Source organism: Brevibacterium sp. FAM 24630 (assembly GCF_049804075.1).
GTDB lineage: Bacteria > Actinomycetota > Actinomycetes > Actinomycetales > Brevibacteriaceae > Brevibacterium.
Genome location: NZ_JBNBZD010000002.1, coordinates 109,922 through 125,150 on the forward strand (window position 1 = coordinate 109,922; position 15,229 = coordinate 125,150).

Annotated in this window: 11 protein-coding genes; 4 read left to right on the forward strand and 7 right to left on the reverse strand. The window is 68.5% G+C overall.

What is annotated here, in order from left to right; translation table 11 throughout:
• Window position 1: 1 nt before the first annotated feature.
• From ACPUD7_RS01970 to ACPUD7_RS01995, 6 genes are all read right to left on the reverse strand, one after another.
• Window positions 2-1,384 (reverse strand): NtaA/DmoA family FMN-dependent monooxygenase, encoded by a 1,383-nt coding sequence (locus ACPUD7_RS01970; protein WP_135539745.1) that lies wholly within the window; start codon window positions 1,382-1,384, stop codon window positions 2-4.
• Window positions 1,377-3,356, reverse strand: a complete 1,980-nt coding sequence (locus ACPUD7_RS01975; RefSeq protein ID WP_135539743.1) for an ABC transporter ATP-binding protein — start codon at window positions 3,354-3,356, stop codon at window positions 1,377-1,379. Before ACPUD7_RS01975 ends, ACPUD7_RS01970 begins: the two co-directional genes overlap by 8 nt.
• A complete protein-coding gene (locus tag ACPUD7_RS01980) occupies window positions 3,353-4,243 on the reverse strand; it encodes an ABC transporter permease (RefSeq protein WP_135539741.1) in 891 nt (296 codons plus the stop codon). Before ACPUD7_RS01980 ends, ACPUD7_RS01975 begins: the two co-directional genes overlap by 4 nt.
• Window positions 4,240-5,292 (reverse strand): ABC transporter permease, encoded by a 1,053-nt coding sequence (locus tag ACPUD7_RS01985; protein ID WP_135539740.1) that lies wholly within the window; start codon window positions 5,290-5,292, stop codon window positions 4,240-4,242. The genes ACPUD7_RS01980 and ACPUD7_RS01985 overlap by 4 nt, the downstream gene beginning before the upstream one ends.
• The gene (locus ACPUD7_RS01990; RefSeq protein WP_135539738.1) at window positions 5,292-6,956 is read right to left on the reverse strand and encodes an ABC transporter substrate-binding protein; all 1,665 of its coding nucleotides are present in this window, start codon (window positions 6,954-6,956) and stop codon (window positions 5,292-5,294) included. Before ACPUD7_RS01990 ends, ACPUD7_RS01985 begins: the two co-directional genes overlap by 1 nt.
• Before the next feature lie 445 nt (window positions 6,957-7,401).
• The gene (locus tag ACPUD7_RS01995) at window positions 7,402-8,907 is read right to left on the reverse strand and encodes an acyltransferase family protein (protein ID WP_135539736.1); all 1,506 of its coding nucleotides are present in this window, start codon (window positions 8,905-8,907) and stop codon (window positions 7,402-7,404) included.
• A 240-nt stretch (window positions 8,908-9,147) separates the two neighbouring features.
• Here ACPUD7_RS01995 and ACPUD7_RS02000 point away from each other — a divergent pair, with 240 nt between their 5' ends.
• A complete protein-coding gene (locus ACPUD7_RS02000) occupies window positions 9,148-10,179 on the forward strand; it encodes an NAD(P)H-dependent flavin oxidoreductase (protein WP_135539734.1) in 1,032 nt (343 codons plus the stop codon).
• An 83-nt stretch (window positions 10,180-10,262) separates the two neighbouring features.
• Here the strand turns inward: ACPUD7_RS02000 and ACPUD7_RS02005 are convergent, their stop codons facing one another.
• Complete coding sequence (locus ACPUD7_RS02005) at window positions 10,263-10,988, reverse strand: response regulator (RefSeq protein ID WP_135539732.1); 726 nt, start codon at window positions 10,986-10,988, stop codon at window positions 10,263-10,265.
• Between the two features lie 168 nt (window positions 10,989-11,156).
• Here ACPUD7_RS02005 and ACPUD7_RS02010 point away from each other — a divergent pair, with 168 nt between their 5' ends.
• The 3 genes from ACPUD7_RS02010 to ACPUD7_RS02020 all read left to right on the forward strand — a co-directional run bounded on the left by ACPUD7_RS02010 (window position 11,157) and on the right by ACPUD7_RS02020 (window position 15,184).
• A complete protein-coding gene (locus tag ACPUD7_RS02010) occupies window positions 11,157-12,062 on the forward strand; it encodes a hypothetical protein (protein ID WP_135539730.1) in 906 nt (301 codons plus the stop codon).
• Window positions 12,059-14,086 carry a sensor histidine kinase gene (locus ACPUD7_RS02015; protein WP_135539728.1) on the forward strand — a complete coding sequence of 676 codons (2,028 nt, stop codon included), beginning with the start codon at window positions 12,059-12,061 and terminating at the stop codon, window positions 14,084-14,086. Before ACPUD7_RS02010 ends, ACPUD7_RS02015 begins: the two co-directional genes overlap by 4 nt.
• 231 nt (window positions 14,087-14,317) lie before the next feature.
• A complete protein-coding gene (locus ACPUD7_RS02020) occupies window positions 14,318-15,184 on the forward strand; it encodes a hypothetical protein (RefSeq protein WP_167854409.1) in 867 nt (288 codons plus the stop codon).
• The last annotated feature ends 45 nt before the right edge of the window (window positions 15,185-15,229 follow it).

The window sequence follows — 15,229 nt, forward strand, 5'->3', positions numbered from 1 at the left end:
CTCAGCCCACCTCCTTGAGCTCGGCGGCGTCAGCGCCGGTGGTCGTCCCCCGGGCTCGGCCGCGGGCGTCCGCCCAGTCGGCTGCGGTGCGTGCGGCGGGCAGTCCGATGGTCTCCCGCAGGGAGCCGTCCGGGTATTCGGTGCGGTAGACGCCGAGTTCCTGGAGTTCGGGCACGACCTTCTCCACGACTTCGTCGAGTCCGCCGGGGGTGAGGTGGGGGACGAGGATATAGCCGTCGGCGGCTCTTGTCCGGACCGCCTCGGCGAGGTCGAGCGCGACCTGGTGCGGGGTGCCGACGAAGGAGTGCCGGTTCGAGACTCTGATGACGAGTTCGCGGGCGGTGAGGTTCTCGGCCTCGGCGATGTCGCGCCAGGCCGCGATCGTGGCTTCGGCGTCCTTGATGTGTCTGACCCGTCCCTGCGAGATCGACTCGCCGCCCGGCGGGACGTCCGGCAGCGGCCCGTTCGGGTCGAAGGCGGAGAGGTCACGGTCCCAGACGCGTTCGAGGAAGGCGATGGCACCGGCCTCGCTGACCTGCTGGGCGGCGACCTCGCGGGAGCGTTCGACCGCCTCGGCGGGGGTATCGCCGAGGATGACGGATACGCCCGGGTAGATCTTCAACTCGTCCTCGGCTCGACCGTAGCGGGCGAGTCGGGATTTCACGTCCGCGTAGAACTTCCGCCCGGATTCGGGGTCCGAATGACGGGTGAAGACGACGTCGGCGGAACCGGTGGCGAAGTCGCGGCCGGAATCGGAGTCTCCGGCTTGGAAGACCACGGGGTGGCCGCCGGGCAGGGCTCCGGTGGGGAATCGGCCGGAGATGTCGAAGAAGTCGCTTTCGTGGGCGAAGGCGCCGTCGTTCGCCGCGGCGTCCCAGAGTCTGCGGGCGACGTCGATGAAGTCTTCGGCGCGACGGTAGCGATCGGCGTGGTCGAGGTAGCCGCCGCGACGGAAGTTCTCGCCGGTGAATGCGTCCGAGGTCGTCACGACGTTCCAGGCGGCGCGGCCGTTGGAGAGATGGTCGATGGTCGCGAGCCGGCGAGCGATGTCGAAGGGCTCGTTGTAGGTGGCGCTGAGTGTCCCGGCCAGGCCGATACGGGTGGGCACGGCGGCGAGCGCGGAGAGCACGGCCGTGGTGTTCGGGCGGCCGACGACGTCGAGGTCGAAGATCTTGTTCTGGTGTTCGCGCAGGCGCAGGCCCTCGGCGAGGAAGAAGAAGTCGAAGAGCCCGGCCTCGGCGGTCTTCGCCAGATGGGAGAAGGAATCGAATTCGATGTGGCTGCCCGAGGCGGCGTCTGCCCACACGGTCGTGTTGTTCACGCCGGGGAAGTGGGCGGCCAGGTGGACCTGGCGCGGCTGTCCGGAGGTGTGGGTGTCAGGCATGATGTGCTCCTGTTGAGTCGGTGGGGTTGTCGGTGAGGTTGTCTGCTGCGACCGTGCGCACGGCCGAGTCGTCGAAGCAGGGCACTGCGTCGATGAGCGCCCGGGTGTAGGCGTGGCGGCTGCTGTGGAGGACGTGAGCGGTCGGCCCGGATTCGATGACGAGTCCGTCCTTCATGACGATCACCTGATCGGAGATCTGTTCGATGACGGCCAGGTCGTGGGAGATGAAGAGATACGCGACGCCGAGGCGGGCCTGCAGGTCGACGAGCAGCTGCAGGATCTGCGCCTGCACACCGACGTCGAGGGCGGAGACGGGCTCATCGAGGATGATCACCTCGGGGTCGACGGCCAGAGCCCGTGCGATCGCGAGCCGCTGCCGCTGCCCTCCGGAGAGCTCCTGCGGGGTGCGGCCCAGCAGACTGTGGTCGAGCGCCACGGAATCGAGCAGTTCCCGCACCCGGCCCGGCCGCTGAGAGCGGGTGCCGATGCGGTGGCCGCGCAGGGGTTCGGTGAGTATCCGCTCGACCGTGTAGTGCGGGTCGAGCGCGGCGCTCGAGTCCTGGTGCACGTACCGGATCCGTCGACCGAGGTCCTTCCGGCGATAGTCGGCAAGCGGCTTTCCGTGCAGGTCGACACCGCCGGCATCCGCCCGATCCGCGCCGAGGAGGATCCGCGCCGAGGTGGTCTTCCCCGACCCGGATTCGCCGACGATGCCGATGGTCGACCCGGCCCGCAGCGCGATGTCGAGTCCGTTCACTGCGGGACGGTCCCCGCCGAAATTCCGTACGATTCCGCGTCCGGTCAGCACTGCCTCGGTGCTGGGGTCGGTCACCGGTTCGGTTCCGACCGATGCGGCCCCGCCTGAATCGTTCGTGACCGATGCGTTCGCGCCGCCCGATGCGTCCGCGACCGATGCGTCCGCGCCGCCTCCGAGGTCGGTCCGCGTCGCGCGGCCCGGTTGAAGCCGACCCCATCCGAGGTGCGGGGCTGCGGCGAGCAGAGCCTGAGTGTAGGGATGCCGGGGTGCGGTGAGGATGCGGTCCGTCGGCCCGGTTTCGACGATGCGGCCACGGCTCATGACGATGAGCTCGGCGGCGCGTTCTTTGGCCACCCCGAGATCGTGGGTGATGAGCACGAGCGCGGTCTGCGACTCGGCGACGAGGGCGGTGAGCACGTCGAGGACCTGTTTGGCGACCGTCGCGTCAAGCGCCGAGGTCGGTTCGTCGGCAATGATGAGCGCGGGGCGGGCGGCGATCGCATTGGCGATGAGCACCCTCTGCCGCTGCCCGCCGGAGAGCTCGTGCGGATACCGCCGTCCGTGGGTGTCCGCATCGAGGCCCACGGCGGTGAGCACTTCGGCGATGCGCGGTCCGATCTGGGGTTTCGCGAAACCATTGACCGTCAGCGTCTCGTGCAGCGCCGAGGCGATCGTGCGCACCGGATTGAGTCCGGCTCCGGCGTCCTGCGGCACGTACCCGATCCCCGTGCCGAGGATGCGCTGCCAGGTGCGCGGCTTCGCCGAGGAGAGATCCTCGCCGAGGTGGCTCTGCGTGGACGCCTCGACCCGAGTCCCCGTCGGGAGGAGTCCGGTCAGTGCCGCCGCCGTCGTCGACTTCCCCGACCCGGATTCGCCGACGATGGCGAGCGTATCGCCGGCATCCAGGGTCAGGCCGATGCCGGCGATCGCCGGTGCGCTCGCGCCCGGGTAGGTCACGCTCAGCCCCGAGACGTCGAGGACCGCAGGGGTCTGCCGAGCCGGCACGTCCGGGGCCTGTGGCGTGGGCGCCGACGATCCACGGCCGACAGAGGTGCCGACGGAACTGCCGACAGCGGTGCCGGCAGAGTTGCCGGCGGGAACGGCAGCCTGCTCGCCGGCGGTGGTCGAGACCTCCGGAGGAAGGGCATCGGAGTCCTCGAGGAGCTCGGTGCCGGCTCCGGCCGAGGGCCAGGCGAGGAGATCGGTGTGGATCATCGGAATCCCTTCTCGGAATTGACGGCGTGGGACAGGCGGTTGGCTGCGAGCACGACGGCGGCGACGACGAGGCCGGGGAAGGTCGTCATCCACCAGGCGGCGGCGAGGAAGTCGCGTCCCTCGGACACGAGCAGTCCCCATTCGGGCTGCGGCGGCGGGGCACCGAAGCCGAGGAAGCTCAGCGCCGAGACCGCGAGCACCGCGGACCCGAACTCGAGGGCGAGCAGCGCCCCGATCGGGCCCTTCACCTGCGGCAGGATGTGTCGGGCGAGGACGGCCGCGGCGGACAGGCCGTCCGCGCGGGCGGCCCGGACGAATTCGGCTGCCCGCCAGCGGATCACCTCGGCGCGGGTGAGGCGGGCGAAGGAGGGCACGGCGGCGACGCCGACGGCCACGGCGACGTTGAGAGTGCCGAAACCCAGTGCGGTGATCACGGCCATCGACAGCAGCAGACCGGGGACGGCTTGGAGGACGTCGACGGTGCGCATGAAGATCGCGTCGACTGCCCCGGTGAAGTATCCGGACAGCAGCCCGAGAAGCACACCGACCCCGACTCCGATGAGCACGGCGGCGAGGCTGGCCGACAGCGTCTGGGCCGAACCGTGGACGGTGCGGGAGAAGACATCGCGTCCGAGCTGGTCGGTGCCGAAGACGTGTTCGGCACTCGGCGGCAGCAGTCGGTCGGCGGGGTTGCCGGTGAGCGGATCGACACCGGTGAGCAGGCCGGGCCACAGTGCCGCGACCGCGGCGAGGGCGAGGACGATGAGCGCGATGACCTCGGTGACGCCGATCCGCGAGCCTGCCGCCGCCGAGGTGAGGCGGCGCAGGGTGCCGGCCTGTCGGTCCTCGGTCTCGCTGTTCGTCTGCAGTTCGAGTGCGGGGCTCATGCGCGTGCTCCTTCGCTCCCAGCCGTCGCTGAGCTCGGGACCGGGTTCGCGACATCGGATCCACGCTCCTGGTGGGCCGCCTCGGTGACGGTCGACGTGCGACGTGTGCGTCGTGCGGCCCGCAGGCGCGGGTCGAGCAGCGGGTAGGACAGGTCGGTGATGAGGTTGACGAGGACGAACACGGCCGCGGCGAAGAGGACGATGCCTTGGACGAGCGGGATGTCCTGCCCGGTGACCGCGGTCTGGGCGAGGCGTCCGAGTCCCTGCCGGGAGAACACGTTCTCGACGACGACGGACCCGGCCAGTGCCTGACCGAACAGCACCCCACCCATCGTCAGTGTCGGCAGCAGCGCCACGGGCAGTGCCTGGCGCAGCAGCAGTCGCAGGCGGGTGTATCCGGAGGCGTGGAAGGTCGTGACGAAGGGTTGGACCCATGCGTTCTGCAGCGAACGGAACAGGACCTGGGCGATGATCGCCGACAGCGGGATCGCCAAGGTCACGGCAGGCAGCACGATGGCAGCCGGCGTTCCGTCACTCACTGCGGGGAAGAGCGGGAGCCGGAAGGAGAAGAACTGCAGCAGCATGAGTCCGACCCAGAAGGTCGGCAGGGCGACCCCGAGTCCCGGCAGGGCGGCGAGCGCATCGCGCAGCAACGGTCGGCGACTCAGGGTCGCGGACACGGCGATGATGATCCCGACGAGGAGCGCGATGACCAGGGCGAGCGCGGCCAGCGCCAGCGTCGAGGGAAGGGCGGAGGCGATCGCCTCGGTGACGGGAGTGCCGGCCTGGATCGACGTGCCCAGGTCAAAGCGCAGCAGGCTCCCGAACGCGAAGAGGTATTGGACGATGAGCGGCTGGTCGAGGTGGAATTCGGCGCGCAGTCGGGCCACCTCGGCGGGGTCGAAGCTCTGCAGCTCTCCGCCGGCACCGAGCATCGTGATGACCGGATCGCCCGGCAGCCAATAGAGAAGGAAGAAGCTGAGAGTGAACGCGATCCACAGGACGAGCAGGCCCTGGGCCAGGCGGGAGGCGAGGAAACGCAGACTCATCACTGCTCACCGCCGAGCCAGGTGTCGTGGAGCTGGTAGCGGGAGGAGGCTTCGAAGGCGAAGTCGTGGACGTTCTTTCCTGTGCCGACGATGCCGGTGAGTTCGACGAGAGGGATCGAATAGCCTTCGTCGAGGATGAGCTTCGTAGCTTGGGTGAAGTCGGCCTTTCGGGCGTCTTCGTCGAGGGTTTCGGTGGTGCGGGCGAGCACCTTGTCGATCTCTCCGGGTTTGCGGGCGTTCGAGTTCTGCTCGTTCGCGCCGAAGTAGTTGCGGAGGATGTCAGCGTCCGAGCGGGTGAGGTTGCCGAAGGTGAAGTCTTCCTTGCCTTCGGCCTGCAGGGCGGTGACCTCGGCGATCGTCTTCTTCTCCAGCTGGAGGTCGAAGCCGATGGTCCGCAGCTGCTGTTGGACGAGTTCGAGGAACGGAGCGTCCTGCCAGTAGGTCAGCGTCGTCGTCAGCTTCGTGCCGTCCTTGACCCGGATGCCGTCGGCTCCGGGTTTCCACCCGGCGTCGTCGAGCAGCTTCTTCGCTCCGTCCGGGTCATAGGCCAGCAGGTCCGAGAGGTCTTCGTACTGCGGGGTCGATTTCGCCAGCACCGAGGTGGCCGGAGCCTGATGGTCGGAGACGACCGTGGCCAGCTGCTGCCGGTCGATGCCTTTGTTGAGGGCCTTGCGCACCGCTTCGTCCTCAGCGATCTGCCCGGTGGTCTTCGGCACGAGGTTGTACACGACACCGGGGTTGGCGCGGGAGACGATGTCGAGGCCCTGGGCTTCGAGGGTCTGTTCGTCCTGGGATTGGACAGTGGTGTCGACGTCGACCTGGCCCGAGAGCAGCGAACCGTTGCGCACCGAGGCCTCGGGGACGATCGAGAATTCGACGCCGTCGAGATGGGCCGGCCCCTCATGGGCGGCCAGTGAGGAGGCCCAGTCGTAGTCATCGTTGCGTTTCAGCGTGATCGCCTTGTCGTGTTCGACCTTCTCGAGTGTGAATGCGCCGGTGCCGACGAGGTCGCCGGTGCAGCGCTGTTCAGGGGTCTGTTCGAGCGTCTTCGAGGAGTAGAAGCCGAGGTTCATCGTCGACGTCGCCTGCAGGAATTGGGCGTTGGGTTGGTCGAAGGTGAAGGTCACGGTCTGCTTGTCAGGGGTGTCGATCGACTTCAGTCCGTCGATGTAGGTCTGGCCGATCGACGCCTTCGCTCCGAGGTCTCTGATCGCCTCGAAGTTCTCCTTCACCGAGGCGGAAGTGAAGTCCGTGCCGTCGTGGAACTTCACCCCGTCGCGGAGGTGGAAGGTGAAGGTCTTCGCATCGTCGGAGACGTCCCAGGACTGTGCCAGCCAGGGCTTGATCTCGCCGGTCTTCGGGTCCTGGTCGGTCAGGGAGTCCGTGATCTGGCGGGTGATGTTGAGGGTGACGTTGTAGCCGACCTGCTGTCCGTCGACGCACTGCGGGTCCGTGTCGTAGGCGACCTTGAGGACCCCGCCCTTCTGCGGCTGCCCGTCATCGCCTTCGGCACCGGCCGAACCGGAGCAGCCGGCCAGAAGCAGGGAACCGGCGGTGAGCGCGGCGAGGGCGAAGCGGGTCGAGTAGGTGCGGCGAGTGCGGGCGGCGCGGCCGCCACCGGCGAAATGAGCCGGGTCGGAGGCGTGCAGACTGGCGATATTCATGGGAATCCTGTGGTGTGTCAGTGGCGGGAGGAAGGGTGTGTCCGTGACGGGACGAAAGACGGTGCGGGTCGCTACCGAGCATTCGGCGATGATTGCTCAACACATAATGAGCGGAATCAGGCAACCTTGAGCGGGTGTGCCCGAGTCGAGAAGAAGCATCGGACCCGGAGGCGAGCAAGGTGGGATGAGAATCCGCGAGCCGAACGACGGTGCCGGGAAGCCGCGGCAGACCTCGCGGGATCAGCCGGTGAAGAGCTGAAACATCGGCATGAGGCGGCAACAATCAAGAGCTTCGAACCGTGCGGACAACGCCCAGGTCTGCGAATTCTTGTGTGCGATCATCATGCCCTCTGCTGAAGTGATGTCATGGAATGCTGACGATTCATACCGTACCAATAAACATCATTGCTCAACAATCCTTCTTTGCGTTCTTCGTCACGCTTCGTCATAGAGACCGGCGGGATGACCCGGCCGACGGGGCGGAAACGCCCGGCCGGTCGGACAGCCCAGCAGCGAGGATGAGCGCGCCTATGAGCAGGAGGACGGCCGTCAGCGTCCAGCCCAGCGGCGCGATTCCGACAAGGAGGGCGATGGCGATGCCGGTCGTGGCCGCACCGACCGCGGTGACGGCGCGGGCCCGCGGCCCGAGAACCGGAATATGTCGGCCGATCGCTGTCAGACGCTGTTCGGTGGGAAACGGGATCCGATTCACCGCCATGGCCAGAAGCGCCGACAGCAGCATCACCGCCAGCAGCCACACCGGCCGTGTGGCCCACCACCAGGCGGAACCGATCTCGGGCAGCACGAACTCGGCGATCCCCGGACCAGCCGCACTCCGCAGACCCGACACCGTCTGTGCCAGAGCCCCGAGTTCCCCGATGAGGACGATGACGACGCTCATGTGCCACAGATAGACCTCCATTCCGTACCGGTTGCCCCAGGCGATGACCCGCCGCCAGATCTGCGCGCGCAGAATCCTCGGCTCGGCGGCCGCCTCGGTGACGGCCTCGGTCGCCGCGCCCCCGCCTGCGGTCAGCGCTCGGTTGAGCCGGGCGTGGAGGAGCCGCAGTCCGCACATCTGCACCACTCCGAGCAGCACGAGGGCACCGGTGGGCGGGTTGAGGTTGATGAGCATATTCGGGCTGTAGACGCCGGAGGCGACGAGCCCGGCCAGGACCAGCAGCGCGGCCGCCAGCACCGGCCATACGAATGCCCGGCGCACCGGTCGGTCGAGGGACTCGGCGCAGAAGAACCCGAGCTGCTGGATCAACGGCCACACAAGAAGGAAGTTGAGATAGCCCAACCCCGAGACTCCGGTGACCGCGACCAGGGCGTCGACGACGATGACGGCACCGGCGAGCACTGCCAGGGCCCGCCTCGGCGCGGTGTCATGGACATGCACCGCCACGGGCACGAGCGCGGTGAGGCCGACATAGACGGCGAGGAACCACAGTGGTTGGCCGATGCGGTGGCTCGCCTCGGTGATCAGCTCGGTGGGAACGCCGATCTCGGCGGCTGCCGACAGGCCGATCCCGGCGAGGGCGATGAGGACGGTGACGGGGGCGACGAGTCGGCGCAGGCGAGCGCGCAGGTAGTCGGCCCATGTGCCCCCGCTGGCGCGGATGCGACGCCAGGCGAAGAAGCCCGAGGCGCCGCCGATGATGAAGAACAGGGGCATGACCTGGAAGAGCCAGGAGGCGGCGGCGAAGCCGGTGGTGTCCGAGAGCGCGACGGTGGGCACCACGGCGCCGTCGGGGCCGAGGACTGCCGCGCTCATCATCGAGTGGAGGATGACCACGACGACGAGGCAGGCGAAGCGGAGGAGGTCGAGGGCGGGATCCCGCCGGTGCCCGGCGGACTCGCGGGGTGGTGCGACGACGGTCGGCAGGGCGGGGTGGGCCCGGCCTCGGTGGTCGTCGGGCGGCAGCGATTCGCGGAATGTCAGTGTCATGGCGGTTTCTCATCCGGGTCGGTGAAGTGCGATGACACCGAAGTTAGGAACCGTGTTCGGCCCGCCGCATCACCCCGGGGAGCCGAGCTCGCACCGGCCGGCCGATACCTGCGGGGGATGCCGCACGCTGAACACCCCCTACCGGTCACGCTGGGTACCGCACACTGAGCACCCCGCACCGGTCACGCGGGGTCGTGTGAGAATGGCGATGAGCACGCCCGACTTCAAGGAGAGACACTCGTGACGATCGCCTTCGCGAAGACCACCCTGCCGATCATCGGCGCTCCCATGGCCGGTGGGACGACGACGCCCGAACTCACCGAGGCGGTCGCCCGAGCCGGCGGTTTCCCCTTCGTCGCCGGCGGCTATCTCACGGCAGAGGCCCTGGCCCCGTTGGTCGAGCGGATGCGTGAGACCACCGATGTCTTCGGCGTCAATCTCTTCGTCCCGAACCCCGTTCCCGTCGACCGGGAGGCCTTCGCCGCCTTCGTTGCCGAGCTCGAACCGGCCGCGGCCGAACGCGGCGTCACCCTCGACCCCGAACCGGTCGACGATGACGACCACTTCGACGAGAAGCTCGACTGGCTCATCAACCACCCCGTGCCTGTGGTCTCGACGACCTTCAACCTGCCCACCGATGAGACGGTCGACCGCCTCCACGCCGTCGGCAGCCAGATCGTCGCCACGGTGACCTCTGTGCCCGAGGCCCGAGTGGCCGCGGAACGCGGAGTCGATGGGCTCATCGTCCAGGGCCCGCGTGCCGGTGGGCATTCGGGCACCGCCGATCCGACACGGACGATCGAGGACCGCCCCACCGTCGATCTCGTCCGCGACATCCTCGCCGAGGTGGACCTGCCCGTGGCGGCCGGAGGCGGAGTCGACGGTGAGGCCATGGTCGCTGAGCTCCTCGGGGCCGGGGCGAGCGCCGTAGTCGTCGGCACCCTGCTGCTGCGCTCCGATGAAGCCGGAACCGCGCCGACGCACCGCGCCGCACTGGCCTCCGGTGAGTTCACAGACACCCGGCTCACCCGCGCATTCACCGGTCGCCCGGCGCGCGCTCTCGTCAACGGCTTCGTCCGTCGCTTCGATCCGGTGGCCGTGAACGCTTATCCGGCGGTGCACCATCTGACGAAGGAGTTCCGGGTCGCGGCGAAGAGGGCCGACGACCCGCAGGGCCTGCACCTGTGGGCCGGAACCGGCTACCGGGGAGCGGACGCAGCGTCGGCCGAAACGATCGTCAAGGACCTCGGCGCCCGTTTCGCCCGCCAGTAGTCGTTCCCCACCGGCGTCTGAAGTGGTCGCAGTGGTCGCCGGTCACCCGACCCGTTCGCCCACCTCAGGCGGCGGTGCGGCTCTCAGCTTCCCGCGACGACCAGGCCCGTCTCGTAGGCGGCGACGACGATCTGGGTGCGATCGCGCAGGCCCAGTTTCGACAGGATCCGGGATACGTGGGTCTTCACGGTCTGTTCGGCGAGGTAGAGCTGCGCGGCCACCTCGGCGTTGGCATGGCCCTTCGCGACCAGGGTCATCACCTCGATCTCACGGTCGGTGAGCTGTCCGAGAACCGCGGTGTCCTTGGCCACGGTGGGTCCGGCGACGTATTCGGCGATGAGACGGCGGGTCACCGAGGGCGCGAGCAGCGACTCCCCGCCGGCCACGACGCGCACGGCGGTGATGAGATCCTCGGCGGTGGAGTCCTTGAGGAGGAATCCGCTGGCACCGGCCCGCAGCGCAGAGAACACGTATTCGTCGGCGTCGAAGGTCGTGAGCATGATGACTCGCGGATGCACCCCGGGCATGGTGGAGATCGCCCGGGTGGCGTCGAGGCCGTTGAGTTTCGGCATCCGGATGTCCATGAGGATGACGTCGGGATCCGTGCGGCGGACGAGGTCGACGACGGCCGATCCGTCCTCGGCGCTGCCGACGACCTGCATGTCCGTCTGCGCGTCCAGCAGCGCACCGAAGCCCTGCCGGATCATCGCCTGATCGTCGACGATGGCGACCCGGATGATCGTCTCCGACGGTGGCGGCACACTCGCCGAGGCGGCTGATCCGTCCCCCGCATCCTCAATTCCTGGCATGGTTCAAACCTACCGGACGCGGCCGCCCCGGAACCCTCTCAAACCCCGAGAAGCCGTCGCCTCGACCCGGCTTCGACCGGATTTCATCCTCCTGGGGGACCCGCGCGGGACCATATTCACTCCCACGTATGATGCGCAGGCGCATACCCGCTCTCTAATGTTCGAGCCATGATCATCACCGCCATCGTCCTCGCCACCGCGGCAGCGTTCTGCCTGGCTCTGGGCACCCACTTCCAGCAGCATGCCGTGGCCGCCATGGCTCCCGGTCCGCGTCGCCGCGCCACCTGGGTCACCGGGCTCGGGCTCATGGGGCTGGTCACGGTGCTCAATGTCATCGCCCTCGGCCTCGGCCCGGTCGCCATCGTCCAACCCATCGGCGCGGTCTCCCTCGTCGCCGCCGTCCTCATCGGGCAGCGCTTCTTCGGGCTCCGCCTCGGTGCGCCCCTGCTCATCAGCATCGCGGTGACTCTGTTCGGGGTGTTCTCCTTCGTCACCACCTCAGCACGGTTCGCCCACGACCTCAGCGCCACTGAGCAGTCGGTGACCTGGCTGCTCGCGGTGCTCATTGCGCTCAGCATCTTCGCGGGCCTGTTCTCGATCAGCTCCGCCGGCCACATTCCGCGGGTCATCATCACCGGCATCGTCTTCGGCACGGTCGCCGCGGCCACGCACGTCCTCGCGCGCTCGGTCATCGTGGCCGGTCTGCCCGGACTCGACGGACTGGGTGCGCGGTGGTGGCTGCTGCTCAGCGCGGTGGGACTGGCTTCGGCCGCGGGCTTCTGGCTCGTCCAAACCGCCTACGCCTGCGGTCCCGCCGAGACCGTGCTCGCCGGGCTCACCGTCATCGACCCGATCGTCGCCGTCATCATCGGTGCGGCCTTCTTCGGCGAATACTCGGGACTGACCCCCGTGGCGACTCTCGGTCTGCTCGCCTCGGCCGGCATCGGCATCGGCGGGGTGTGGATGCTCTCGCGGTTCCACCCGAAGGTCCTCAGCGCTCGATCGACCGTCATCTCCCCCGTCCCGGCACCTGCCGCCACCACCCATCCTCTCCAGCAAGGAACCCAGTCATGAACCACTCCCCCACAGCACCGATCACACCGGTCTCGCCCGGCGCGTCCCAGTCCGGAAACCCGTACGCTGAAGAGGTGCCCCGACCAGCAGAGCCCCAGCCGACCGACCCGACGCACAGGTCGCCGAGTCAGTCCCCTGCACCCCAGGACCGCTCCTGGTGGGCTCGCCTGTGGCACAATCTCGGCCGTGATGCCGGGCTGGTAGCGCCGAGCATGCTCATCTCCCTCATCGCGATGCCCGTCCTCATCGCCCTGTTCTCGGTCTCGATCGGCACGGCGATCGTGTGGGTCGGGGTTCTCCTCCTACCGCTGACGCTCACCGTCGCCCGAGCGTTCGGCGACCTCTCCCGGGCCCGGGCCCGCGTGTGGGGTGCTCCCATCGCCGAGGCGGCCGCCCCACCGCGCGGACGCGGACTCCGCTGGTGGCTGGCTCCCCTGGGTGACGCCCGCGCGTGGTTGGATCTGCTCTTCGAGGCCGTGTTCGCACTGCCGATCCGGATCCTCACCTTCGTCGTATCAGCCGCGTGGTTCTTCGGCGGCCTCGGCGGGATCACCCACTTCCTCTGGGGCGCCTTCATCCCCGACGGGGGCGGGGACACCGTTGATCGGGTCGTCGCCTGGGCGACGAATTCCCCGGTCAGGGACTTCGGTTTCGCCGCCGAGGCGTCATTCCAGTCCGTCGTGGGCCTCATCCTCCTGCTCACCTTCCCGTTCGTCCTCCACGCCATGGCGCTGCTTGAGATCGTCACGATCCGCGCCGCCCTGTCCTCCGACTGGGCTCGCACCGCGGCCGAGCACCCTCACCCGAATGCGGCCTCGCCATCGCTCGCCTCGGCACCGAGCTCGTCCATCCTCTCGACTGCCGCCGGGAACCGGAGTTGGTTCTGGTTCATGTCGGTCTTCGTCGGTGTCGTGCTCGTGGCGGTCGCCTGGCCGGTGACCACGGTCGTCTATGACGTCCCGACCGTCTTCGCGATGCTCATCGCCTTCGCGCTCAGCGCCTCGCTCGTCCTCGCCGTGCGGTGGCCCATCGCCGGAATCGGCCTCGGTCTCGCGGGTCAGCTCGTGAGCATCCTGCTCACCGCGGACATCTCGGGGGCGGTGCGACCGTTCACGGTCACCTCGCTGTTGGCACTCGTGTTCCTCCACTTCCTCATCGGTCTGCGCCACCGGTGGATCCACCTCGTCGCCGTCTGGACGGCCAGCCTGCTCATCGGGGTGTTGGCACTGGTCATGCCGCATGCCGGCGGGTTCTCGGGGGCTCTGTCGAACGTCATCACGACGCTGTCGATCGCCGCCGGCGCCGGGATCATCGGTGTCATCGGCAACCTCCTCATCCAAGGTCGCCGGCAGCTGGAGACCGAGCGGGAACTCAGTGCCGCGGAACTGGCCAAACGGCAGGAGCTGGAAGAACGCAACCGGATTGCCCAGGAACTCCACGATGTCGTCGCCCACAGCATGTCAGTCATCAGCGTGCAGGCCACGACCGCGCAGTACCGGCTGCCCGGACTCGATGAGCGCAGCCTCGGCGAGTTCGACTCGATGGCCTCCTCTGCCCGGCAGGCGCTGACGGAGATGCGCGGGCTGCTCGCGATCCTCCGCGGAGGTCGGGATGCGGACCTGGCGCCGCAGCCGACCGTCGATGACATTCCCACGCTCGTCGACATCACCCGCGGTTCCGGGGCCGCCGTCGATCTCGACTTCCCCAGCGAGGCTCTGTCACTGTCGGCGACGGCGAGCCTCACGGCGTACCGCGTGGTGCAGGAGAGTCTGTCGAATGCGCTGCGTCATGCCGCCGGGGCCCCGGTGGCGGTCACCGTCACGGCCATCGGGACCCGACTCGAGATCTCTGTACTCAACGGCACACCCGACGGCGGGCCGGATACGGGCGGGCACAGCCACCTCGGCGGGGGTTTCGGCATCAAGGGGATGCGTGAGCGCGTCGAAGCATTGGGCGGGAGCCTGCGGGTGGGGCCGACCGACAACGGCGGTTTCGAGGTCAGAGCCACACTGCCTGCCGAGTGAGGGCACGGTTGCGGGGCGGACTGTGGGGACAGTTCGATGCCATACTGAATGTCACCGACCGATCCCCCTCCGGAAGGATATCTCCCCATGTCACCAGGTCCCCCACCTGCCGACTCCACTGGTCCGGCAAGTCCACCCGCTGCAACGGGCTCGCCCGCGGCGACAGGCTCACCGATCCCGGCGAACTCATCCGCGCGGGTCCTGCGCCGTACGATCGCCATCGTCATCGTCGTGGCTTTCAGCCTGGCAGCGGCGGGAGGCATCATCGTCCTGCTCGGCGATATGGAGTCCGAAGCGACCTACAGGGTCATCGGCACGACTGCCCTGACCGGGGCCGTCAGCGTAGCGGCGTTCTGCGGGGCGACGCTCCTCGGTCGCCGGAGCCAATGGTTCGGGATCGTCACGATCGGGTTGTCTGTGATCACCATGGCGCTGTGCCTGTGGTTCCTCTGGGGCGATCCGTACCGGTGGGACGGCCCGTGGTCCGAGACCGACGGCCTCAGCATCGGCGACATCATTTCCCAAGTACTCGCCTCATCCGTCCTTCTCACCGCCGTCGCAGCGGTGAGTTCGCTCATTCTGCTGCTGACAGCCCGAACCCGGCTGGTGCGCATCGGGCTGCCGATCACGCTCGGTTTCCTCGTACTCGGCACATGCTTGGTCCTCATGATGATCTGGGTGGAGGCGGCATGGGAGCTCGAATGGCTGACCCGCCTCAACGGCATCGTGTGGATCCTCGCCGCGCTCGGAGTCGTCATCGTGCCGCTGACCTCGCTGCTGCTCAGGGCTGGGGCGAAGCCTGCGGATGCCGGCGAAACAACAACCGGGCCCACGCGGCCTCGTTCGACTCCGCCTGAAGCACCGCAGCGGGCCGGCTCGACGCTGTCGCCCTCGACTCTCGACCGTCTCGACATGGCTGCACGAGCCGAGGGCGTCACGGTCGACGAACTCGTCGACCGTCTGCTGGCTGCCGGTTCGCGGACCGATCCGACCACCGGTTCGGCCTCTCAGTCGGCTTCCGTCCCGACGACCGCTGATACTGCGACCGCGCCCGCGACCGATTCCGCGACCAAGCCGGATTCGCACCCACGCCATTAGACGCCCGGCCCCGCGTTCGCAGGTCCGGACCCGACTCACGCGTTC